The organism is Paenarthrobacter nitroguajacolicus (assembly GCF_007786235.1).
GTDB lineage: Bacteria > Actinomycetota > Actinomycetes > Actinomycetales > Micrococcaceae > Arthrobacter > Arthrobacter nitroguajacolicus_A.
This window is the reverse complement of sequence record NZ_VNFK01000005.1, coordinates 94,528-117,892: the sequence shown is the minus strand read 5'-3', so window position 1 is coordinate 117,892 and position 23,365 is coordinate 94,528. Positions and strand designations below refer to the sequence as shown.

Below are 23,365 nucleotides of genomic sequence, written 5' to 3'. Positions count from 1 at the left end.
TCACCATAACCGCGTCCGGGAACAATTACAACCAGCTAGTTGGAAACTGCTAATATGACCCTATGGCATGGGACACAGAGCGAACCAAGGGACTGCTGCTTCAGGCAGCCACGTCCGAGTTCTGCACGCGTGGACTGGCGGGTGCCCGCATTGACCGCATTGCGGCGGAAGCAGGCGTCAACAAGGAGCGGATCTACCAATACTTCGGCAACAAGAACGCGCTGTTCGATGCCGTCATCGTCTCCGCCCTCAGCACCCTCATGGACGAGGTTCCCATTGAAGGCAGCGGACCCGAGGCCATGGCGGACTATGCCGGCCGACTCTTCGACCATCACCAGAAAGATGCCACGGCACCACGCCTCCTGTTCTGGGAAGGACTGGAGCGGGGCACGGAGGTCGTCGGCCTGCCGAAGCGAATGGCCAACTGCGCATCGAAGGTCAACAGCACCATCGCTGCTCTCCCCGGCATCTCACGGGAAGATGCCGGCGATCTCCTCATCACCATTGTGAGCCTCTGCGACGCCGCCCCGGTACTGCCCGCCCTCGACGGATTGATGGCTGGTGCCGAGCCGGGACGGGCCGAAAGGCGACGCGCCGCCGTCGTACGTACCGTTTACCTGGCAGCCGCAGCGCTGGCCGCCGAAGCGCAAGAAGTCAGCAACGCTTCGGCGACCACCCCCTAGCTTCTACTGGGCGCCGGCCTCGTCGAACTGCGAGCGCGCGGCGAGGGACTTCTGCGCCTGGATCTGCTTGGCCAGCATGAGCTGCGCTTCATCACGGATCAGCGTGGGATCGCTCGACGGCGGCACGAGACCTGCCGCTGCGATCTGGGCACGGGCGTCGTCGTCCACCGCGAAGCCCCACTTGAGGAAGAAGTCGCTGAGGTCCGCCTTTGCCGCTTTGCTCGCCCAGACCACGAAGTTGCGCAGGCGGTAGGCCTCATCCCAATAGTCGCCCTTGGGAGGACGTTCTTCGCGGATGATCTTGTGCATGGTGGGCCAGAAGTTCTTGAAGCCCAAGCGCAGCTGTTCGAACATCACAAGTCGCTCCATGCCGTCGAACGTGGTGCCGTACACCACGCCTTCACTGCCGATCATCGGCACTGCAGACTCCCACGGCGTGAGGCCAGTGGTCCCATCCGGCACGTGCAGCCGGGGCTGTTGACCATATTTCTTGGCGAAACTGGCATTCACGGCGAGGGAGTAGATGTTCACGGTGACCTCGGTGAGGGAGGTGGGCTTGTAGGTCACCTGTTGATGCTGGTGACCCAGTTCGTGATAGACGCCCCATCCCCGCATGCGCAGCCCTTCCACCGTCAGGAGCCGATCCTGGATGGGCGGCGGATAGGACGTGTGGCCGTGGGTGGCATACGCTCCCACGTTGGCGATTGCCGAGGGGTACCCCACCAAATGGTAAGGGTGGGCTTGGCGGGCATGGAGCGGGCTGGAACCGTCGTACCCACTGGTCACGTCCTCGATGGAGATCAGGTCCTCGAAGGTGAACATCAAGTCGGAGTGATTCTCGGATCGGTACCGCAGGGCGGATGCGCGCTCCACGGTGACCGTGGCGTGGGAACTGACCAGTTCCACGAACGGAGTTGGCCGTTCATCGAGCTGGCGCTGGAATTCGAGTTCGCTGGTTCGTCCGTACACGAAGTACGGCATGGGCTGCGCCACGGCGTCGAGTGTGGCATTCACGTAGCCGCTGGTTCCCATCACTTTGTAATAGATCACCCCTCCGCCGGCATCGGTGATGACGTTCTTACCCTTCTTCAGCGCATACTCACGCGGCTTCTTGAATTCCGGGCGGGCGTCGGCGTCGGGGGCTCCGACCACCAGCACCGCGTTCGGCGCTGTCATGGCTTTGACCGTCACGGTGAGGGCCGTTCCGGCGGGCAGGTAAAAGCCCGTGGATTGCAGGTTGGTGTTGCACAAGGAAATCTGGAGCCTGTCCTCCTCAGCGCCGTGCGCATCCGGCATCGCGGTGACGATCTGGCTGCGCGATTGACTGGTTCGGGTGTCGGCCGTGGCGGGCGCGGCGGCCCACGGCACCATCACGCCTCCAGCAACAACCGCCAGGGCGCCCAATGCGCCCCGCCTGCTGATGGTGGCCTGCCCCAAGGACAGCAGCGCCGCGCTTTGGACTTTATGTGAATTGGGGACAGTGCTATGGCTTTCACTCATGGATCATCCTTTAGTCCGGGCCAATCACTGTGACCAGCCTCACGGGTTAAAATGAAAGCGCTTACTATTGATTAACGCAAGACTTCCCCGCAAATAAGACCAAGAGAGATGCTAAAAACGGCAAAATAGAAAGCGTTTACTGCCGCAATAGCGGACTATGTGACAGATTCGACACCAAAAATGACTTTCATGTGTAGTGGCCCCCTAGCCAAGGAGGGGTGCTATCACCCATGCTTGCAGCATGTACTCAACGTCGAGCCCATACCGCATCATCACGGTCTGCACTGGAAACATCTGCCGCTCGCCCATGGCAGCACTCATGCTCACCGAAGCCTTTGAAGCGGAGGGGCTCGGCAAGCTGGTAGCAGTCGATTCTGCGGGCACCACAGGGTACGAGGTGGGGCATCCCATTGACCCCCGAGCCGCCCGCGTCCTGACGGCCCAGCACATAGCTTCCGAGGACCACATCGCCCGACAGTGGAGGCGTGAATGGTTCGCCGAGAGGGACCTTATCCTCGCGCTCGATGTAGACCACTTCGGCTGGCTCCAGGAAGGCGCTCCAGACCGCGCGTCGTTGGAGAAAGTACGGATGTTCCGTAGTTTCGACCCGCGCATGGCGGGCCGCAGCTCCCTTGATTTGGGCATCGAGGACCCTTGGTACGGCGGCCACACAGACTTCGACAACACCTGGACGCTGATCAAGGCCGCCATCCCAGGGATCGTCCAGCACGCCAAGGCAGCGATCGCGGCCGCGGACAGCGCCAAAGCCCCGGAGCACCAGCAGGTAACCTCTATGTCATGACCCCTGCACCCGTGATCATCGCTGTTGACGGCAGGTCCGGCGCAGGCAAGACCACGCTGGCCGTTGAACTGGCGGCCCGGTTACGGCAGCACCACAAAGTCTCGCTCTTCCACCTGGAGGACATCTACCCTGGCTGGAATGGCCTCATGCCGGGCATTGAGCGCTACGTCGCCACGGTCCTCAAGCCGCTGAGCGAAGGCCTGGCCGCGGAATGGACCAGCTGGGATTGGGAAAAGCACTACGACGGCGGACTCAACGTCACGCTGCCCGCCGAGATCGTCATCGTTGAAGGCGTGGGAGCGGCAGCGGACGCAGCCCGATCCATGCTGGACGCCGTGGTGTGGGTCGAGTCCCCCGGCGACGATCGCCGTCGTCGTGCTTTGACGCGCGACGGGAGCACCTACGAACCGTACTGGGACAGCTGGGCCGCCCAAGAGGATGACTGGCTTGAGGCTGATTCGGTGGTCAGCGCTGCAGACGTCCACGTCCGGAATCTCGCCGACGGAAGCGCGCCGGACGATGTCCTGCAGGCCCTCATGTATCTGCCACCGCTCGCGGCGATCCTCTCACCCGAGCTCAGCGCACGACGCGGATTGCAGCTTCGCTCCGAGCGTCTGGATGCAACGCCTGACGCGGCGCTGCTGTTCGAGGCACTCTACGGCCGCTCGGCGAACGCCGCCTGGCTCGATTCCTCCAACGCCTCGGTGGTCGCCGGCAGGTCCCAGGCCGCTGCCCGCAGCCGCTTCAGCATCCTGGCCGACGACGGCGGCACGTACGGCCAGTCGGTTCTGCACCGGTCCGGGGCTACCCAGGTGACCGCAGGCACCGCCACGGTGACCACGTCCGGGCCATTTTTCCGCTGGCTCGATTCCGTCTGGGGCCGCCGGGCCGTCCGCGCACCTCGCGGCTACGACGGTCAATTCACGCTCGGCTGGCTCGGCTTCCTGGGCTACGAACTCAAGCGCGAAACCGGCGGCAACGACGTCCAGTCCGACACCCCTGACGCTGCCCTGCTCTTCGCTGGACGGGCCGTGGTGCTGGACCACCGTGAGCGCACCGTGTGGCTGCTCGCTCTGGACGCGCCCGACGCCGATGCGTGGCTCCGCGAGGCGCGCGCCGCCGTCGTCGGGGCTTCCGGTGGCGTTGACGCAGGCGGCGGTGCCGCTTCAGCCGCTGTCCCAGCGTCCGCTGTCCCGGCGTCCGCTGTCCCGGCGTCCGCTGCCCCCGAGTTCGCCAGCAGGGATTCCGCAACGGACTACAAGCGCAAGATCGCCGACTCCCAGCACCAGATCAGCGAAGGCAACACCTATGAGGTCTGCCTGACCACTACCCTCGAAGCGCCCGCCGGGGACCTTGATCCATGGCAGAGCTACCTGGCCCTTCGACGCCGGAACCCGGCTCCGTTCGCCAGTTACCTCCGGTTTGGCGAACTTGTGGTGGCCAGCACATCGCCCGAACGTTTCCTCCGTATCCTGTCCGACGGCGGTATGCGCGCCGAGCCGATCAAGGGAACCCGGGGCCGGGCTGCTGATCCGCATGAGGACGATGCCTTGAGGCACGACCTTGAGACGTCCCTGAAGGACCGCGCCGAGAACATCATGATCGTGGACCTGCTGCGCAACGACCTCAGCCACTTCGCCATCCCGGGATCCGTCACCGTTAGCCGACTCTGCGTGATCGAAAGCTACGCCACCGTCCACCAAATGGTGAGCACCGTGGATGCGCACCTACGTCCCGGGGCCCCTCGAGCCGAAGCCGTGGCGGCTGCCTTCCCGGCCGGCTCCATGACGGGAGCGCCCAAGATCAGCACCATGGACATCCTGGATCAGCTGGAATCGGGGCCACGAGGCATCTACTCGGGCGCCATTGGCTACTTTTCCCTGAACGCGGCAACAGACCTCGCGGTGGTGATCCGTACCCTGGTGGTGAACCCCGACGGTGCCGACGGACCAACGCTGAGCCTCGGCGTGGGCGGGGCCATTACAGCTGACTCCGTGGCCGACGACGAGTACGAGGAAATCCGGACCAAGGCATTCGGGGTGCTGTCCACGCTGGGCGCTGAATTTCCCGGCTGATTTCCCGAGGTGATTTCCTCTGTTGAGGGCTACTGGAGCGTGGCCGTCAATCTGGCCACGTTATCCACATACTTGGCCAGCGGGGGCCTGTCCATCCAGTCATCCAACATAAGCTCACGGGACACCTCGCGATACGTGGACTCCACGGCACGCATGAGGGTCACGGTTTCGGCACCCAGGAGCATCACCGAAACCTCCATGTTCAGGGAGAAGGAGCGCATGTCCATGTTGCTGGAGCCAAGAACCGCCACCTCGTCATCAATGGTGAAGTGCTTGGCGTGGAGGACGTACGGAGCCCGGTACAGGTAGATACGCACTCCAGCTTCCAGCAGGGCCTCGTAGTAGGACCTCTGCGCATGGTGGACCAGGAACTGGTCGCCCTTCTCGGACACGAAGAGCTCAACGTCCACGCCCCGCTGCGCCGCTGTGGTGATGGCGTACAGCAATGAGTCGTCGGGCACGAAGTACGGGCTGCAAATGGAGATTCGGTGCTGTGCCGAGTAGATGAGCGTATTGAACAGGCGAAGGTTGTTTTCGGTGGCGAATCCCGGCCCGCTTGGTACCACCTGCGCCGTCACCTTACCCGGCGACGGCTGGGTTGGCAGGCGCAGCTGGTCTTCCAGGGACTCGTCCGTTTCACTCAGCCAGTCCGTGGCGAAGACGACGTTCAGCGTGGCCACGATCGGGCCTTCAAGGCGGGACATGAGCTCAACCCATTTGCGGCCCACCTTGTGGTGCTTGGGGTTGTTGTAGGAGGGCTCGATCAGGTTTTGCGAGCCGGTGAACGCAACCTCGCCGTCGATCACCATGATCTTGCGGTGGTTCCGGAGGTCCGGGCGTCGCCATTGGCCGTGGATGGGCAGCAGCGGGAGCATCCGCTTCCACTGGATCTTGCCTGCCTTGAGCCTACGGATCAGGCGACGGTACCCCTTGACGCGCAGTGTTCCGATGTGGTCGAAGAGCAGCCTGACGGTGACACCCCGATCAGCTGCCTTCTCCAGTTCGGTGAGCAGCTCGTCCGTCACGGAGTCGCTGCTCATGATGTAGAACTCGGCATTGACGTAGCTCTTGGCACCGCTGACCGCTTGGGCCATGGCCTTGATGGATTCCTCATATCCGGGAATGAGCTCCACCTTGTTGCCGTCCACCATGGGCAGCGAACCGAGCCGATGGTTCAGTTCCCCCGCAGACTTCACCCACTCCGGACCGGAGTAGACGCTCACGGGGTCCGCGAGGTCCGAGGTGACAGCACGGACGCGTCGATTGACTTCTTCCTGCTGCTCACGCCGGCGCTTGGACAGCTTGAAATTTCCAAAGAGCAGGAACAGGACAAAACCCACGGAAGGGATCAGGAACACAGCCAACAGCCAGGCCATGGCTGTGGTGGGGCGTCGGTTACCGGGAATGATGCCCAGCAACACTATGCGCATGATGACTTCCGCAATGGCCCACACGCCCAGTAACCAGGTCCACTCCTGGCCAAACGGAAAAGGAAAGAGCACCCGACAAACCCCCACAGTTCATGAACAACAGTGACCACAGCCTATCCGGCAAAGTCCCCTCCACCGGGTCCGCACTAAGCTGGGGGCATGACTTCACCTGCTCCGACGGTCCTTGTTTTCCTGGACCCCGCCTTCGAAAACGGCCGAATCGCCGACTCCAGCCAACCCCAGCTCATGGCAACGGACTTGGGCGCCACGCGCGGCGACGGCGTCTTCGAATCCCTTTTGGCTGTCCAAGGACGTCCCCGCAAGGTCCAGGCACACCTGAACCGGCTGGGCAGCTCCGCGGCAGCACTGGACCTGGCACTCCCGGAGCAGGACGCGTGGCGCAAGGCGATCGACACTGCCATCAACGAATTCCGCAATGTCCACCCCGCCCCCACCCCGGAGGAGGACGAGGTCGTCGTCAAGCTGATCGTCACCCGCGGCGTCGAAGGCGCCGCCAGCCCCACCTGCTGGGTTCAGGCTTCGCCCTCACCCGCAGGGAGTCGCCGGCAACGCGAGACGGGTATCGACGTCGTGCTGTTGGACCGCGGCTTCGATACCGAAGCCGGTGAGCGCGCGCCTTGGCTGCTGCTGGGCGCCAAGACGCTCTCCTACGCCGTCAACATGGCTGCGCTGCGCTACGCCCACAAACAGGGCGCCGATGACGCGATCTTCACTTCCACCGACGGCCGCGTCCTGGAAGGGCCGACATCCACTGTGCTGTTGGCCCACCTTGAAACAGTCGACGACGGCGACGGTTCAGTCCGGACTGTCCGGCGCCTCATCACGCCGCAGCATGACAGTGGCATCCTCCCGGGCACCTCGCAGGGGGCGCTGTTCGCGGCGGCGAAAGCTGCCGGCTGGGAGCTTGGCTACGGACCCCTTGTGCCGCAGGACCTGTTCGATGCCGACGCCGTGTGGCTCATCTCAAGCATCCGTTTGATCGCCCCGGTCAACCACATCAACGGCAAGGAAATCGGCACCCCGGCCGTGCGCAAACAACTCACCGCAGAATTGAATGAACTGTTCGCGGGGATCGAGTAAATCACTCGGCTTCGGAGGCGGCTGCCTACGAAGCTCCGCTTGGAACCTAGCAGGTCGCAAGTAGAGTAATCGCTCGCATGACTCAATGATTAGCAAATCTTAGTCTCGGCCTTGGGCGGTTTGCGCGTGAAATCGCGTTTCTTATCCTCCTTGAATTGGCCGTCCGTCATGTGATGAATCTTGTTCTCGTGTTAGTTGGATCACGTCCTCCTGGCACTACTTCAGACTTTGCTGGCTAACTTCCCGGAGGGAACATGGGACTCAGCTCCCCCACAAAAGCCGAAGCATCGGCAACCGAGGCACAGTCCCAGACTGGCGCCTCACAGCCAGGACTCCGCCGGTCCATGGAGGCCCGGCACCTGGTGATGATCGCCATGGGTGGCGTCATCGGCTCAGGCCTGTTCGTCAGTTCCGGATACACCATCGCAACTGCCGGCCCGCTGGGTGCCGTGATTGCCTTCCTCATCGGCGCCGTAGTCGTTTACTTGGTAATGGCATGCCTCGGGGAGCTCGCCGTAGCGTTCCCCGTGTCAGGCGCTTTCCACATCTACGCTGCCCGAACCATCGGCCCAGCCACCGGTTTTGCTACCGCTTGGCTGTATTGGCTCTGCTGGGCGGTGGCTTTGGGCTCCGAATTCACCGCAGCGGGCCTACTCATGCAGCGCTGGTTCCCAGGCGTCGACGTCTGGATCTGGTGTTTCGTGTTCGCCACCGTCCTGTTCACACTGAACGCCATCTCATCGCGTGTCTTTGGTGAATCGGAGTTCTGGTTCGCGCTCATCAAGGTCGCCGCCGTCGTCGGCCTCATCATCCTGGGCGGCGCTGCGCTGGCAGGCTTCCATCCCCTTGCCGCGGGCGACTACCCGTCATTCGGCGAGAACTTCGCCACCTCGGACGGACTGTTCCCGAACGGCTTCACGGGTGTCTTCGTCACGTGCCTGGCCGTTTTCTACGCCTTCTCCGGCTCCGAGTTGATCGGCGTCGCTGCCGGCGAAACGGCCAACCCGGGCGCGAACATCCCCAAGGCCATGCGGACCACGGTCATCCGGCTGCTGATCTTCTTCGTCGGGGCCATCACGGTTATCGCGGCCACCATTCCCTACGAGAAAGTCAGCGTGGACGAGAGCCCGTTCGTGACGGTCTTCTCCATGCTCGGCATCCCGTATGCAGCGGACATCATGAACTTCGTGATCATCACTGCGCTGCTCTCGGCCGGCAACTGTGGGCTCTTCTCCTGCGCCCGCATGCTCTTCTCGTTGGCCGACGAAGGCCATGCGCCCAAGGCGTTCCGCAAGTTGACCAAGCGGGGCATCCCCATGGTTGCCCTCTGCGTGAGCATGCTCGGCGGCCTCGCGTCGCTGATCAGCAGCGTGGTGGCGCCAGCCACCGTCTACCTGGTGCTCGTCTCCGTGGCGGGTTTCGCAACGGTGGGCGTCTGGATGTCCATCGTCGCCTCGCACTTCATCTACCGGCGGACCTTCGTGAAGAACGGTGGCGACCTGAGCACCCTGGCCTACAAGGCTCCGCTGTTCCCGTTGGTTCCGATCCTCGCCTTTGCGCTGTGCGTTGTTTCGCTGATCGGCATCGCGTTCGACCCCAATCAAGTGGCAGCGCTGCTCTTCGGTGTTCCCTTTGTGGGGGCCTGCTACGCGTTCTTCTACTTCAAATACGGCCGACGCCGGTCGCTCAAGAAGGTCGTCGACGCTTAGTATTCGCGGCTTCCCGACCCCGGTCCCCCACCACCTACTTTGAATCGCCGGCCGCCTCGACACGCCCTCCAGAGGGGCGGGTCGAGGCGGCCCCAGCCGCCAAAGTAGATGGTGGGGGCGCAGGTCTTGCTACTTCTTGGCCGCGCGCACCGGGTGCTCGCTCAGGATGGACAGCCGGTTGAAGGCGTTGATTCCGATCGCTGCCATGCAGAGGACACTGATCTGCTCGTCGCTGTAGTATTGCCGCGCCTGTTCGAAGAGCTCGGGGCTGGGCCGCGACGAACTCATGCGGGTGATCTGCTCGGCGATCTCCATGGCCACCACCTCGGCCGGTTCGAAGAGTTGCACTTCCCTGTACACAGCAACCAGGGACAGCCGCTGTTCCGTTTCACCGTATTTCAAAGCTCGGCGATGGTGGAGGTCCAGGCAGAAGGCACAACCGTTGATCTGCGAGGACAGGTAGTTGATGAGTTCGAGGGTGCGTCGCTGGATACCAAGCCGGTCAGCTTCGTCGACGAGTTGCTGGGAGTAGTGGCTTAGCGTCGCATAAAGGTCGGGCTGTTGCTTGTCCAGATAGCCGGCCAGCCGTGGTTTTGTTTCCTGTTCGGGCATGGTTGGAGCCTAACGCAACGATTCACGGCAGCAGGAATGATCTCAGCGCGGTGCAGACGGGATGTGAGAGAGCGTCCACCAAAAACGGGTGGGAAGTGAGAGAGCGTCCACCAAAAACGGGTGGGATGTGAGAGAGCGTCCTAGCCCTGGATGTCCTGGATGTCCCGGGCGGCGGGGACGTCGGCGGCGAGGCGGATTCCGTGCTCTGCCAGCCACACCGGGTTGAAGGCCTTGCTCAGGTAGTTGGTGCCGGCGTCGGGGGCTATGGCTACCACCACCGAGCCGTGGGGTGCGGCGCGCGCCACCCGCACAGCGGCTGCCACCGCGAGGCCGGACGACGGGCCCAGCGCGAGACCTTCTTCGTCGAGGAGCCGATGCACCGTGGTGTAGACCTCGTCGTTAGGAATGCGCAGGAAGCGGTCAACGATGGAGCGGTCAAAGATCTTGGGCCACTCGGCTTGCGGCCAGGAGTTGCCCACTCCGTCCACCAGGATCTCGCCGGGATGACCGCCGCTGTAGGCGGAGCCATAGGGGTCGGCGCCGACAACTTCCACGTGCCCACCCGGTCGCAAGGCAGCAACGCGCTCCTTCAAAAACCGGCCGTTCCCGCTGATGGTCCCGCCGGTCCCGATGCCAGCCACGAAGTGTGTCACCAAGCCACCGGTTTGCTCCCAGATTTCCGGTCCAGTGGTTTCATAGTGCGCGGCGGGGTTGGCAGGGTTGTCGAACTGCATGGGCCGCCACGCGCCAGGGGTCTCAGCAGTGATGCGGGCAGCCACGGCCCGGGCGTTCTCCGGCGACTCGGACGGCGCATTCCAATCAGTCAGGATCACCCTGGCACCGTAATTGTGGAGCGCGGCAAGCTTCTCCTGCGAAATGGTGTCGCCCGTAACCACCACCACGGGATGGCCGGTCAGGTGCCCAATGAGGGCCAGCCCAATGCCGGTGTTCCCGGAGGTGCTCTCCACGATGGTCGCCCCAGGCCGCAGTTCACCAGATCTCTCAGCCGCCCGCACCATGCTCAGCGCCGTGCGGTCCTTGATGGAGCCGCCGGGGTTCTCGGACTCGAGCTTGATGTGGATGGCGCTGCCCAGCCCACGGCTCAGGGACTCCAACTTCACCAGCGGCGTGTTGCCCACCTTGTCCAGGACCGAGGCATCCAATCCGTCCGGCACCGAAGTCGCCGCGTGCACACCATGTTTGCGGATCGCCGTACTCACCACGCTTCCTCCCCTGTCTCCAAAAATTCCTGGGCTACGGCCTCGCGCAGTTCGGCCCGCGCCCGCTCCACGAGGTCAGGCGCCGACGGCCGGTCCGCCAGCACATCGGCCAAACGACCCACGACGGCGCCGGTCCCCTTCCCGAGCGGTTGCGCGGCTCCCGCTTCGAGCAGCAGATACGACGCCGTCAAGGCCTCTATTGCCAAGAGCTTTTCCAAGGCGTCCAACGACTTTTCCAGTTGCTGGAGGGCGAGCGGGGCGAGCGTCGAGTGGTCCTCGACGTCGGCCGAAAGTGTCGGGGCGCCGAGGGTCGCCGGTGCTGCCAGGACCTTCAGTTCGGCCAGCAGACCAGCGGCGGAGTACCAGAGCAGCCCGGGCAATTCTTCCTGCGCCAAGCCGGAGGCCGAAGAGGCCGCACCCTGCAAATGCTTCGCCCGGATGGCGCGCTGCGGCGGATACAACTTGGCAATGCGCCGCTCGCTGGAAATCCCTACATGCGCCAAAGCCAGTCGCAAACCCTCATAGGCAAGGGCCAACTGCATGGGTTGGAAGTTCCCGCCGGATACCATCAACCCGGATTCGACGTCGGCCAAGGGGTTGTCTCCGCGCCCGTTCAGCTCTACCTCCAGGGCCACACCAAGCTGATTCACCAGGGAACGGAAAGCCCCGTGCGTCTGGGGTGCGGCCCGAAATGACAACGCATCCTGCACCGATACCTCCGGCCGAACATCCTCCAACCATCCATTGCTCAACAGGCGGCGCACAACGGCAGCCGAGTCCCGCTGACCGTCCACCGCCTTGGCCGCCTGGATGGCCGGCGAGAACGGGCTGAGGTTCCCGCCGCCGTCGTACCGTGCGATGGTCTCCAGCGAGAGGGAAAGTGCGACGTCGGCCAGCTCGCTCAGGTGCTGCAGCCGCAGCAACGCCAGGGTTCCGGCACCTACCGAGTAGGCGTTGGCGCTCACCAGGGCGAGGGCCTCTCCGGGTGCGAGAACCAAGGGCTGGAGCCCTGCATCGGCCAGCGCCTTGGCGCCCGATACCAGCGTTCCGGACGCGTCTAATGCTTGGCCTTCACCGATGGCAACAGCGGCGACGGCGGCAAGCTGGGTCAGGTCCGATGAGCCCACCGAGCCTTCGCGCGGGATGGCGGGAATGACGCCACGGTTGAGCAGTTCGACATAGAAAAGGGCGGTCTCCGGGCGCACCCCCGAGCCCCCGCGGCTGAATCCGATGAGCCGGGCGAGGATCACTGCACGGGCAGCGGCGCGGTCCAGGTACGAGCCGACTCCGCTGTTGTGATACCTGACCACTTGGACTTGGTACGCCAGGAGGGACTTCTCCTCCACAGCGGTGTCCCGGCCGGAGCCGAGCAGGGTGTTGAGTCCGTAGACCCGTTGCCCGGAGGCAGCAGCCTTCTCCACGACCGCCCGGGATCGGTCGATCAGAGACAACGCATCTTGGTTGAGTTTCACGTGAAACGACGGATCAGATGCCGTCAAAGCCACGTCCACGGCGCGCACCGGCGCCGTACCAATCGTCAACGGCTCAGCAGAAGCCATCAGAAGTCCAGAAGGTTCTGGCGGAACCCACCGTTGCCGTAACTCGTCCTCAACAGGCCGCGGCGCCGCAGTTCGGGCGTGAGCTTGTCCAGCACACTGTGCACCGTCACCGGGTCGACAAAGCCGGAGAAGAGGAAGCCGTCGCCCCCTACGGCCGCGCCGGTTTCCTCCAGATAGTCGGCGATCTCGCCCACCGTGCCGATGATCGAGTCTCCGGCCCCGCCACTGCGTGCCTGCAGGATCTGGCGCAGCGTGGAACCGGGAGGCGCGGCCTTGGCGAAGTGTTCCAACGTGCCTTGGTTGCTGTTGGTGCTCAGCTCGGGAAGCGGGGCATCGAGGTCGAACCGCTTGAAGTCGATCACGGACAGGTAGGAGATGGAGTTGAGCTGGCTGTCGATATCGCGCTGGGTGAGTTCACGGCGCTGCGCCCGTAGCTCCTCCGCCTCTGCAGTAGAACCAACAACGGTGGGCTTCAGCACGAAAAGTACCTTCACGTCGTCGGGGTTCCTCCCGGCCTTGGCAGCCTCGGCGCGGATCGAATCCCGGTAGGCCTTCATGCCGTCAACGCCGCGGGCGAGCGCAATTGCCACATCAGCGTGACCGCCGGCGAACGCTTTGCCTCGGGGAGAGGCGCCGGCTTGGACCAGCACGGGCTCCTCGGGCAGCGGTGCCGTGTTCAGTGGACCACGAACCTTGAAGAAGTCGCCTTCGTGGTTGATCGGATGCACCTTGGTATGGTCCGCGAACACGCCGGCGGCAACATCCTCAAGCACAGCGCCAGGTTCCCAGCTCCGCCACAGGCGCCTGACGACGTCGACGAACTCTTCAGCCTTCTCATACCGGAGGTCGTGTTCAATCTGCTGGTCCAGTCCGTAGTTCTGGGCGGCGAGGTCGCTGCCGGAAGTGACCACGTTCCAGCCAAGCTGGCCCTCCGAGAAGTGCTGAAGGGTAGCGAGCAGCCGGGCCGCTGTGAACGGCGGATAGAACGAGGCACTGACGGTAGGAACAATTCCCAAGTGCTCCGTGGCAGACAGAAGGTATGGGACCAACGCGAGCGGATCATGCTTCGGGGCGAAGGACGCGTGGGCCAGAGAAACCTCGGCGGTGCCGCCATAAGTGTCCGGGACGGTCAGGGAATCCTCGATGATGAACAGGTCCAGTCCGGATCGCTCAAACGCGCGCACGGCTTCCTGGTACAGGGCGGGTTTCTTCCAGTCGTAGCCCAGGGCGTAACCGGGAGTCCCCCACCCCTGGACTCCGAAACCGTGGCCCACGAACCAACCAAAATGCAGCATGGGCTTGAGTGTAGAACTGCTCTGTCCGTTCACCGCGACCTGATTTCATGCGAAGTTACAGGGGGTCGTACTGCGTCAATTATGCTCCCGCGGCGTCACAAAAGAAGGGGCTGGGCGTTGCTCCGGGTTCCGCAAACAGCCCCCATCCGGAATGATCGCTGTATGAGTGCGCCAACCGCCCGCCGATCCGCCAAGGACCGGCTGTCCGGCGTCTGGGCGCTCAAGGGATACAAGCGCGAATGGCTCCGGCACGACGTCGTGGCGGGTGCTGCCCTGTTCGCCTTGCTGGTCCCGGCAGGCATGGCGTACGCGCAGGCTGCCGGGCTGCCGCCTGTCACCGGGCTTTACGCAACGGTGGTCCCCTTGCTGGTTTACGCCGTCGTCGGGCCTTCCCGCATCCTGGTCCTCGGCCCCGACTCCGCCCTCGCCCCGCTGATCGCAGCGGCGGTCATCCCGCTGGCGGCGGGGAGCAGCGAGAAATCCGTGGCATTGGCGGGGCTCTTGGCCGTGCTGGTAGGGGTGATCATGCTGGCGGGTTCCGCGCTGAAGCTGGGGACCATCACCGGCCTGCTCTCCAAGCCCATCCGGCTGGGGTACCTGAACGGGATCGCGCTGCTGGTAGCCCTCTCACAGCTGCCGGCCTTCCTGGGGATAGAGGCCGACGGCGACATCTGGCAGAAGCTGGCGAAGGTCACCACCGGGATACTCACGGGCGGTGTCAACGTCGCCGCGCTGCTGCTGGGGGTTGGTTCGTTGGCGCTCATTTGGATCCCGAAACTCCTGAAGTGGAAGGTGCCGGGCGTGCTTTTTGCCGTGGTTGGCTCGTGCGTTGCCACCGCGGTTTTGGGTTTGCACCACCACGTCAAGGTCACCGGAATCTTGCCGCAGGGCCTGCCCATGCCCGCGCTCGGCGGGCTTGGCTGGGCCGATGCCCTCACCCTGCTGCCCGCCGCCGCCGGCATTGCCCTCATGGCCTTCGCGGACACCGGCGTCCTGTCCCAAACACTGGCGGCAAAGGAAGGCAAGAGAGTGTCCGGGAACAGGGAGATGGCGGCGCTCGGTGCGGCCAATGCTGCGACGGGGCTGTTGGGTGGCTTCCCCGTTTCCGGAAGCACCTCCAGGACCCCAGTGGCCGTGGATGCGGGTGCCAAATCCCAAATGACCGGTGTGGTGGGTTCGGTGCTGGTGCTGGCCTTCATGCTCCTGGCCCCCGGCGTCACTGAGTACTTGCCGTCCGCAACGTTGGCCGCCGTCGTGATCGCTGCGGCCATCGCCCTCGCGGATCCGGCCGGCGTCAGGCGGCTCCTCAGCCTGAGCCGCAGCGAATCCGTGGTGATGCTCGCAGCGTTCCTCGGCGTCCTGACCGTCGGTGTCCTGCAGGGAATCGTGGTGGCCATCGCCTTGGCACTTCTGGACTTTGTTCGCCGGGCCTGGGATCCGTACCGCACCGAGCTTGGCGCAGAGGAAGGCCTCCCCGGCTATCACGATCTCGAGAGGCACCCCGACGGCGAGCGTGTTCCCGGGCTCCTGATCCTGCGTTTTGATGCCCCGCTCTTCTTCGGCAACGGTCAGGTTCTGGCGGAGTTTGTCCGGGAGCAGCTGGATGAGGCGCCGGACGAAGCGTCAGACGACATTTCCCACGTGATTCTCGCCGCCGAACCCATCACCGGGATCGACACCACGGCGTTGGATGACCTGGTCACCCTGGATGAATGGCTTGCCAGAAAGGGCGTGGACCTGGTGTTCGCCGAGCTCAAAGGGCCTGTCAAGGACAAACTGCTCCACCTCGGTACTGCGGCCCGTTTCACGCCCGACCATTTCTTCCCCACCATCGGCGCCGCAGTGCGCGCGCTCAGGCGCGAATAGCTCCGGCACCTCCGATTACGCAACATGACGAGCCCGCAGCCACCCGCAAGTGCAGGCCGATGCCCGTGGATGTTACGTTTTTCTTGAGTAATGAGTACCAGCGCAAAGCCCTGACTTGCTGGTCGGCAACCCTCTCTCCGGCGGGGTGCCTCAGGTGACTACTCGGCGTATCGACAACTCGAACTGCAAGCGTGACTGAGGAGCACCAGCAATGCCTGAACCCACTGAAGAAAAACTCTCTTACCGCCTGATTACGGGCCCGGACAATCGTGATTTTTGCGAACGTATCCACAACTCCCTCGCCGAGGGCTATGTGCTCCATGGCAGCCCGGCAGCCACGTTCAACGGAACGGACGTCATCGTCGCGCAGGCCATCGTGCTGCCCGCAGCCATCGCCAACGCCGATGCGGCCGTCGCCAACGCCGTTGACCAGCTGGAGAACTACGACGACGAAGAAGCATTCGAGGGCCACGCATGAGCTACGCAGGTGACCTGACCCCGCAGGACGCGTGGGCGAAGCTTGAAGAAGGCGCCATCCTGGTGGATGTCCGTACCGAGGGCGAATGGGCCCACATCGGCATCCCGGACACCAAAGCCACCGAGAACGATCCCCTGTTCATCCAGTGGAACCTCGCAGGCGGGGTTCCGAACTCCCGCTTCATCGAGGACCTTCAGCTGCAAGCCCCCGAGGGCGACGACGTTGAACTGGTCTTCCTGTGCCGCTCCGGGCAGCGTTCCATTTCCGCTGCCATCGCCGCAACGCAGGCCGGCTTCACCGCCTACAACGTCCTTGAGGGTTTTGAAGGCGAACCGGACCGTTACGGCGAGCGAACTGTGAATGGTTGGAAGAACCGTGGCCTGCCGACGAACCTGGGGACCGAGTAAGTGACTTTCAATCCCGACGCCGCCGGCTGGAGCCCAGACACCCAGGCCGTCCGAGGTGGCCTTGACCGCACCAATTTCCAGGAAACGGCCGAGCCTGTTTTCCTGAACTCCGGCTTCGTTTACGAATCCGCCGCAGCCGCCGAACGCGCCTTCACCGGCGAGGACGAACGCTTTGTCTACTCCCGTTACGGCAACCCCTCCGTGGCAACCTTCCAAGAGCGACTCCGGCTGCTCGAAGGAACCGAAGCGTGCTTTGCGACGGCGTCCGGCATGTCCGCGGTCTTCACCGCCTTGGGTGCGCTGCTGGCTGCCGGCGACCGCGTCGTTGCTGCCCGCTCCCTCTTCGGTTCCTGCTTTGTGATCCTCAACGAAATCCTGCCGCGCTGGGGTGTGGAGACCGTATTCGTGGATGGCCCGGACCTGGAGCAGTGGCGTGAGGCCCTCTCCGAACCGACCACTGCGGTGTTCTTCGAGTCTCCCTCCAACCCCATGCAGGAAATCGTGGACATCGCCGCCGTGAGCCAACTGGCGCATGCCGCCGGAGCGACCGTCGTCGTCGACAATGTCTTTGCCACTCCCCTGCTGCAGCGCTGCGGCGAGCTGGGTGCGGACGTGATCGTGTATTCGGGCACCAAGCACATTGACGGCCAGGGTCGTGTCCTCGGCGGCGCGATCCTGGGCACCAAGGAGTTCATCGACGGCCCGGTCAAGCAGCTCATGCGGCACACCGGCCCTTCGCTGTCCGCCTTCAACGCCTGGGTCCTGACCAAGGGCCTGGAAACCATCGGCCTCCGGGTAAACCACAGCTCGGCGTCCGCTTTGAAAATCGCGGAGTGGCTCGAGCAGCAGCCCGCCATCAGCTGGGTCAAATACCCGTTGTTGAAGTCACACCCGCAGTATGAGCTGGCCGCGAAGCAGATGAAGGCGGGCGGCACCGTGCTGACCTTCGAGCTCTCGCCGTCCGCTGGGCGTTCGGCCAAGGAAGCGGCTTTTGCGCTGCTCGATGGACTGCGCGTCATAGACATCTCCAACAACCTGGGCGATTCCAAGTCCCTCATCACCCACCCGGCCACCACCACTCACCGGGCCATGGGCCCTGAGGGCCGTGCGGCGATTGGGCTGAGCGACGGCGTGGTCCGCCTGTCGGTGGGCCTGGAAGACGTGGACGACCTCATCCTGGATCTGGAGAAGGCCCTCAAACAGGTCTAACCTTGCTGCCATGAGCGGGAAGTATCCGTATCGCCGTGCCGGAGCGGTCATCGTTGCCGGCACGGTGGTGTGGTTCGTTGGCATCTCACCGGTCAGCCGCGTTTACATCACGCCGGACGCTGCCGAACGGCTGCGGATGCTCCAGGCCGGCCAGCGTGGTTGGGTGGTGGGGCAGCACCTGACCGCCGCGGGAACCGTGGCAGTGCCGGTAGGTTTCGCAGCCTACGCGAGCGCGGTTCAGGGCACGGACGCTTCGCATCGTCAGGGCAAAAAGTGGGCAGTCGCAGCTGCCGCCGCCCTGCTCGCCGGCGCTCCGCCCTTTGTGTACAGCCTCACCCGGAGGGCTTCGGACCTGGAGCGCTTCGCCGACCGCAGGGGGTCCAACGCGCCGTTTCTGCTGTACTCCGGATTGCATGTTGTGGCGTTGGCTGCCCTCGGCGGGAGCCTGCTGACTTTGCCCGCGAAACGATGGATCGGAATCACGGCGGCGGCCAGCGCACCCGTCTACGGCGCCATCCTGGTGGCCAAGAAGGATATCCCCCCGTTCTGTTTCTACTTGGTGGAGGGGCTCACCGGCGCCTACCTGATGACGTGGAAAGAGCCGAAAGGCTAGGGCCTCCTCACCCTGGTCAGAATCGGAGCGGGGTCCTTAAGCGCGTCAGCGGCGACACCGCGCACAGTCACCCTTGCTGCATGCCCGACGACGGCGGCCAGGGCTTCGTCGTTGGGCGGACTGCCCGGCTGGCTGTGTCCGTCGCGCCGCCTGTTGCTGTATCGCACCGCCGCTTCGCGTTGCTCGTGGGCACCGTTGCCGCGCTCCAGAATGTCCGCGATCCCGGCTTTGACGAGTTTGAGTTCTCCTTGGTCGTCCAGCACGGGACTCACGTAGTCAACCAGCGCCCACACCACGTCCGCCGCCGGCTGGGGACGGAAATCGCCGAAGTCCAGGAGGTCTCCACGCAACCCCGAATTGCTGGCCTGCCAACTCGCCATCCGCAGCAGGGCAGTAGGCACTGAGGTGGGCTCGACGCCGTCGAGCATTTCCAGCGAAGCCGTCTCCACCAAAGCCCGCACCAGCACCGCAACCAGTGCCGCGTCTTCGGCCCGGAGGCAGACGTCGGCCACGCGCACCTCCACGGTGGGGTGGTTCCTGGAGATGCGGGCATCGAAGTAGATCATGCCCTCATCCATGATCACGCCCGTTTCCAGGAGACGCTTCACGATGCGCCGGTAGGCTGTCAGCGAGCCGAAGACCGATGAGGGTCCGGACGTGGGCCACCGGTTCCATGCCTGTGTGCGGTAGCTGTCAAAGCCCGTGGGGAGTCCGCGCCAATACGGCGAATTGGCGGCGAGGGCCGTGAGCACTGCGAGTTTGTCCCGCATGTGGTCCAGCACCACAACACCTTCCTCCGGTGACTCCACCGACGTGTGCACGTGGAACCCACAGGTCAACTGCTCTGTGGCGATAATCCCGAAGCGGTCCAGCATCGCGGCGTACCGAGGATCCGGGGTGGTGTGCGTGTTCGAGGCAAGTGGCGACGTGGCGATCGCAGCCACCCGGGCTCCGTGCCGGCGGGCGGCCTGGTTGGCCATGGCCCTGCCGCGGCGAATCTGGTGCAGGAGCTCGCCGTACGTGTGGCATGGACGGGTCTGGGTTTCGATCTGCTCCAGCTTCAGTTCATGGCTCAGGCCGGTCTCCGCGGGCTCATCGTGGCCGGCCAGCAGCGCATCAGCGAGGGCCAGGGGCTCCCCCGTCACAGGATCGACGATGAGCAGCTCTTCCTCAACCCCGAAAGTCCGCATGCTCCATTCTGCGTCACGAGGGCGAGGGAGGACAGGGCTGCTGCGTGCCCCCTTCCGTTCTGCTGGATCATCGCTCCATTGCGGTCTCCGAACGCCCGGATACTCCACCCCTCGTGAGCGCATACGCGAATGATCCAGCAGAAGTTCGGCGCTTTCATCCACATACGCCAGTATTTCCATGCCCCACCGCAGCAGTTCGTGGCCAGCTTGGACCATGGACGCACTCGAATTCCTGAGATCAGTGGGCGGAGTGGCACGAGTGGGGCTGCTCCGCGGTCATGGTTTCACTCCCTCGTCGGTTCGGAGAATCGCAGGGGCGTATCAACCCCGGAAGGGCATTTGGGCGTTGCCGTCCGCAGATACGGAGTACCTCTCGGCCCTCACGAACAATGGGCAGCTGACGTGCGCCAGTGCCGCTGTCAGATACGGGCTTTGGCTTAAGACGAAACCCAACAAAATCCACCTGGCAACAAGGCACAACCGAGGCCGGGGATTCGTTCGGCATGGTGGGCTCAGGGTGGGATCGGAGGCCCTTCTTCCCTTGGCATCCGTGGAAGACACCGTCATCCATGCGCTGACGTGCTTGGCGGAAGTTGACGCGATATCCGTAGCCCAGTCTGCGATGACGAGATTCGGGATTGCCCGGCATGTCCTCGAAAGTGAGCTCACCGCCAAATACTTCGGAGTAGCGAGGAAACGGTTGGCCATGGCAGATGGATTATCCGAATCGGTCCCCGAGATCAGTGCACGGCTACTCTTCGAATCGGAAGGGCTTTCGTTCAAGCGGCAAGTGGGCATCGAAGGTGTAGGTCGGGTGGACATCCTGATCGACGGGTGGCTCATCGTCGAGATCAACGGATACCAGTTCCACAGTTCCAGGTCCGCCTGGCGAAAGGACATGGGCAGGCTGAATGCTGCGCAAGTCCGTGGCTATCACGTGTTAAGTTACGCACCCGAGCAGATCTGGAACTCGCAGGAGCATGTCATGGCCCAGATCCGGGGACTACTGGCCCGGGGAAGGGACGGCAGACGCGGATAGGCAGGATTTTGCTGGATCATTCGTTCTCTGTCCATTCGGAAGCCCGGAATGGCGGGCCTCCTGAAGGCCACCGAGGAATGATCCAGCAAAACTAGTCCTGGAAGTACTCGATCTTCGCGCCAATGGTGTTCAGGCGCTCTGCAAGGTCCTCGTAACCACGCTCGATCACGTAGATGTTGCGCAGCTCTGAGGTTCCCCTCGCTGCCAGCATCGCCAGGAGCAGGCAAGCGGCGGGGCGCAGGGCGGGCGGGCAGCCGATTTCCGCCGCGCGCCACTTAGTGGGCCCGTTGACGTAGATCCGGTGTGGATCCAGCAGCTGCACCTGGGCGCCCAACTTGTTGAGTTCGGTCAAGTAGATGGCACGGTTCTCGTAGACCCAGTCGTGGATCATGGTCTGGCCCTCGGCGTTGCCCGCGATCACGGCGAAGAACGGCAGGTTGTCGATGTTGAGGCCGGGGAACGGCATCGGGTGGATCTTGTCCTGCGGGGCGCGGAGTTCGGAGGGCTTGGTGGTCACGTCCACCAGGCGCGTGCGGCCATTACGGGCCATGTATTCGCCGGAGATTTCCAGGTTTTGGCCCATCTGCTCCAACGTGGCGAGTTCGATTTCCATGAACTCGATGGGGACCCTGCGGATGGTGACCTCGGAGTTGGTGACGATTCCCGCGGTGATCAGGCTCATGGCCTCGATGGGGTCCTCGGACGGGAAGTACTCGATGTCCACGTCGATGGCGGGGCGGCCGGTGATCTTCAGGGTGGTGGTCCCCACGCCTTCGATATCCACGCCGAGTCCCTGCAGGTAGAAGCAGAGGTCCTGGACCATGTAGTTGGGGCTGGCGTTGCGGATCACCGTGGTGCCTTCGCGGTGGGCGGCAGCCATGATGGCGTTCTCGGTGACGGTATCGCCACGCTCAGTCAGCACGAACGAGCGGCTATGCCCATCGGCGGGAGGCGCAGTCACGGAGTAGAAACCGGACCTGGCTTCCACGGACAGTCCGAACTGGCGCAGGGCCTGCATGTGGGGCTCGACGGTACGCGTTCCGAGGTCGCAACCACCGGCATAGGGCAGCAAGTATTCGTTGGTCTCATCCAGGAGCGGCCCAAGCAGCATGATGACGCTGCGGGTTCGGCGGGCAGCATCGACGTCCATCGAACCGAGATCCAAGACCTCGGGCCTGCGGATGCGGAGGTCGCTTCCGTTAAGCCAGGTGCATTCGACGCCGATGGAGGTCAGGACTTCGACGATCCTGTTGACTTCTTCAATGCGGGCCAGCCGGCGCAGCGTGGTGGTGCCACGGTTGATCAAGCTGGCGCACAAGAGCGCGACGCCGGCGTTCTTACTGCTGTTCACATCGACTTCGCCGGACAGCGTCCGGCCGCCCTCCACACGGAGATGGGTCATCTGCGGCTTGCCGACTTTGACGATGGAACGCCCGAAGATCGCTTCGAGCCGCTCGATCATTCGCAGGCTGAGATTCTGTTTACCCTGTTCCATCCGGGCGATTGCGCTCTGGCTGGTTCCCAGCTCAGTAGCCAACTGCCCCTGCGTCCAACCCTTTTCACTGCGGGCGTTACGGAGCAGGAGGCCAACATGTTCGGGCGTAGCTTGCGTCATAACCCAGAAATATCACAAGTGAGTTAGAAGCTGCACGCAAATCGCCGTTTGAGCGGCAAAGATCACACCATACCCGTCCTGTGCGATAAACGGCGCCGGACGTCGCCCGTCAGCGCGACTAGCCCAGAGGGGTTAGACGCGCCAGTATCCCAAGGCGTCGATCCGATGTTTATCCACGCCCAAGCCCTTCCGCAAGTGCTTCACGATTGCACGGGTACTGGACGCCTCGCACGCTATCCAGAAGAAGTCGTCCGCCACGGACACCGTCTCCTCGGTCAGCGCACCGCAGACTTCCTCCACCAGCGCGGCACCGTCGCGTTTGCGCGGAATCCAGGTGACGACGTCGGATCCGGAGGTCCGCACCTCGAGCGAAGGGTCGGCGTCATGCTGGTATTCAAGCCAGGCCGTCACCGGGGATCCGTGGCCAGCCGAAAGCTGACGCTCATCCAGGAGTGAGTTGATGGCCGGGATGGACGCGGGATCGCCCACCACCCAGATCCGACGCGGAGCGGGCTGCGGGAAGCTGAAGGAACTGCCTTGGACCGTGGCGTCGATGGTGTCGCCGGCTTGCACTGAGCGGGCCCAGTCGGCCGCGACGCCATGGTGCATAGCGAAGTCCATACTGAACGTTCCTGCCACTGGATCCGCGTTCACCAGGGTGTAGGCGCGTTGGTGGGCCTTGCCGGAATCGTCGAACCACAGCCGGATCCACATGGTGGGGTGCAGGCCACTGCGCTCCAAGAGTCCACCATCGCGCACATGCACGCGCAGGAAGTCGGGGGTGATCTCCTCCCGCCCGGTGACTTCCAAGGTGAAGTCCTTGGCGCCCATCACTTTGAGGACGACGCCTTCCCAATTGCGCTTCAAGCAACACTCCTTCACGAACGGCCACGATTTGTGAACGGGGCCAAAGCCATTTATCTTGAGCTTAAGTAAGCCTAACCTAAGCTCGAAAGCGGCCT

At 63.7% G+C, this 23,365-nt stretch carries 20 protein-coding genes and 1 riboswitch; of the genes, 11 read left to right on the top strand and 9 right to left on the bottom strand.

All coding sequences use genetic code 11. The annotated features are described in order from the left end of the window. Positions 1-62 precede the first annotated feature (62 nt). A complete protein-coding gene (locus FQP90_RS08075; RefSeq protein WP_144649219.1) occupies positions 63-683 on the top strand; it encodes a TetR/AcrR family transcriptional regulator in 621 nt (206 codons plus the stop codon). Between the two features lie 3 nt (positions 684-686). On the opposite strand, the gene FQP90_RS08070 is transcribed toward FQP90_RS08075, so the two are convergent. Further along, positions 687-2,183: a M60 family metallopeptidase gene (locus tag FQP90_RS08070; RefSeq protein ID WP_144649218.1), complete on the bottom strand. Its 1,497-nt coding sequence runs from the start codon at positions 2,181-2,183 to the stop codon at positions 687-689. A gap of 241 nt (positions 2,184-2,424) precedes the next feature. Here FQP90_RS08070 and FQP90_RS08065 point away from each other — a divergent pair, with 241 nt between their 5' ends. Then, entirely contained in the window at positions 2,425-2,985 is a 561-nt protein-coding gene (locus tag FQP90_RS08065) for a low molecular weight protein-tyrosine-phosphatase (RefSeq protein ID WP_144649217.1), read from the top strand. Beyond that, entirely contained in the window at positions 2,982-5,060 is a 2,079-nt protein-coding gene (gene pabB / locus FQP90_RS08060; protein WP_144649216.1) for an aminodeoxychorismate synthase component I, read from the top strand. The genes FQP90_RS08065 and pabB overlap by 4 nt, the downstream gene beginning before the upstream one ends. Before the next feature lie 29 nt (positions 5,061-5,089). Here the strand turns inward: pabB and cls are convergent, their stop codons facing one another. Next, positions 5,090-6,562 (bottom strand): cardiolipin synthase, encoded by a 1,473-nt coding sequence (gene cls / locus FQP90_RS08055; RefSeq protein ID WP_144649215.1) that lies wholly within the window; start codon positions 6,560-6,562, stop codon positions 5,090-5,092. A gap of 87 nt (positions 6,563-6,649) precedes the next feature. Between cls and FQP90_RS08050 the strand changes: the two genes are divergently transcribed. Both FQP90_RS08050 and FQP90_RS08045 read left to right on the top strand, forming a co-directional pair. Beyond that, positions 6,650-7,591, top strand: coding sequence for an aminodeoxychorismate lyase (locus tag FQP90_RS08050; protein WP_144649214.1), 942 nt, complete (start codon positions 6,650-6,652; stop codon positions 7,589-7,591). A gap of 254 nt (positions 7,592-7,845) precedes the next feature. After that, a complete protein-coding gene (locus tag FQP90_RS08045) occupies positions 7,846-9,300 on the top strand; it encodes an amino acid permease (protein WP_144649213.1) in 1,455 nt (484 codons plus the stop codon). A 129-nt stretch (positions 9,301-9,429) separates the two neighbouring features. On the opposite strand, the gene FQP90_RS08040 is transcribed toward FQP90_RS08045, so the two are convergent. The 4 genes from FQP90_RS08040 to FQP90_RS08025 all read right to left on the bottom strand — a co-directional run bounded on the left by FQP90_RS08040 (position 9,430) and on the right by FQP90_RS08025 (position 14,019). After that, the gene (locus tag FQP90_RS08040; protein ID WP_144649212.1) at positions 9,430-9,912 is read right to left on the bottom strand and encodes a carboxymuconolactone decarboxylase family protein; all 483 of its coding nucleotides are present in this window, start codon (positions 9,910-9,912) and stop codon (positions 9,430-9,432) included. 140 nt (positions 9,913-10,052) lie between these two features. Beyond that, positions 10,053-11,135, bottom strand: coding sequence for a PLP-dependent cysteine synthase family protein (locus FQP90_RS08035; protein WP_144649211.1), 1,083 nt, complete (start codon positions 11,133-11,135; stop codon positions 10,053-10,055). Then, positions 11,129-12,691 (bottom strand): aromatic amino acid ammonia-lyase, encoded by a 1,563-nt coding sequence (locus FQP90_RS08030; RefSeq protein WP_144649210.1) that lies wholly within the window; start codon positions 12,689-12,691, stop codon positions 11,129-11,131. The genes FQP90_RS08035 and FQP90_RS08030 overlap by 7 nt, the downstream gene beginning before the upstream one ends. Then, a complete protein-coding gene (locus tag FQP90_RS08025; protein ID WP_144649209.1) occupies positions 12,691-14,019 on the bottom strand; it encodes an NtaA/DmoA family FMN-dependent monooxygenase in 1,329 nt (442 codons plus the stop codon). The genes FQP90_RS08030 and FQP90_RS08025 overlap by 1 nt, the downstream gene beginning before the upstream one ends. 129 nt (positions 14,020-14,148) lie before the next feature. On the opposite strand from FQP90_RS08025, the gene FQP90_RS08020 reads away from it, so the two are divergent. From FQP90_RS08020 to FQP90_RS08000, 5 genes are all read left to right on the top strand, one after another. Beyond that, complete coding sequence (locus FQP90_RS08020; protein WP_144649208.1) at positions 14,149-15,852, top strand: SulP family inorganic anion transporter; 1,704 nt, start codon at positions 14,149-14,151, stop codon at positions 15,850-15,852. Between the two features lie 86 nt (positions 15,853-15,938). Beyond that, positions 15,939-16,050: riboswitch (SAM riboswitch) on the top strand. Positions 16,051-16,063: 13 nt separating this feature from the next. Continuing rightward, on the top strand, positions 16,064-16,330 hold the full coding sequence (locus FQP90_RS08015) for a DUF1737 domain-containing protein (RefSeq protein WP_144649207.1): 267 nt from the start codon (positions 16,064-16,066) through the stop codon (positions 16,328-16,330). Next, positions 16,327-16,737 (top strand): rhodanese-like domain-containing protein, encoded by a 411-nt coding sequence (locus tag FQP90_RS08010; RefSeq protein ID WP_144649206.1) that lies wholly within the window; start codon positions 16,327-16,329, stop codon positions 16,735-16,737. The genes FQP90_RS08015 and FQP90_RS08010 overlap by 4 nt, the downstream gene beginning before the upstream one ends. Beyond that, positions 16,738-17,946 (top strand): O-succinylhomoserine sulfhydrylase, encoded by a 1,209-nt coding sequence (locus FQP90_RS08005; protein ID WP_144649205.1) that lies wholly within the window; start codon positions 16,738-16,740, stop codon positions 17,944-17,946. A gap of 10 nt (positions 17,947-17,956) precedes the next feature. Continuing rightward, a complete protein-coding gene (locus FQP90_RS08000) occupies positions 17,957-18,559 on the top strand; it encodes a hypothetical protein (RefSeq protein WP_144649204.1) in 603 nt (200 codons plus the stop codon). Here the strand turns inward: FQP90_RS08000 and FQP90_RS07995 are convergent. Beyond that, entirely contained in the window at positions 18,556-19,749 is a 1,194-nt protein-coding gene (locus tag FQP90_RS07995; protein ID WP_144649203.1) for a glutamate--cysteine ligase 2, read from the bottom strand. The two genes, FQP90_RS08000 and FQP90_RS07995, sit on opposite strands and share 4 nt — an antisense overlap. Positions 19,750-20,266: 517 nt before the next feature. Between FQP90_RS07995 and FQP90_RS23265 the strand changes: the two genes are divergently transcribed. Further along, the gene (locus tag FQP90_RS23265; protein ID WP_167510438.1) at positions 20,267-20,788 is read left to right on the top strand and encodes an endonuclease domain-containing protein; all 522 of its coding nucleotides are present in this window, start codon (positions 20,267-20,269) and stop codon (positions 20,786-20,788) included. 91 nt (positions 20,789-20,879) lie between these two features. Here the strand turns inward: FQP90_RS23265 and FQP90_RS07985 are convergent, their stop codons facing one another. Continuing rightward, complete coding sequence (locus tag FQP90_RS07985; protein WP_144649201.1) at positions 20,880-22,403, bottom strand: UDP-N-acetylglucosamine 1-carboxyvinyltransferase; 1,524 nt, start codon at positions 22,401-22,403, stop codon at positions 20,880-20,882. Positions 22,404-22,535: 132 nt separating this feature from the next. Continuing rightward, positions 22,536-23,270, bottom strand: a complete 735-nt coding sequence (locus tag FQP90_RS07980) for a siderophore-interacting protein (protein WP_144649200.1) — start codon at positions 23,268-23,270, stop codon at positions 22,536-22,538. Between the last annotated feature and the right edge of the window lie 95 nt (positions 23,271-23,365).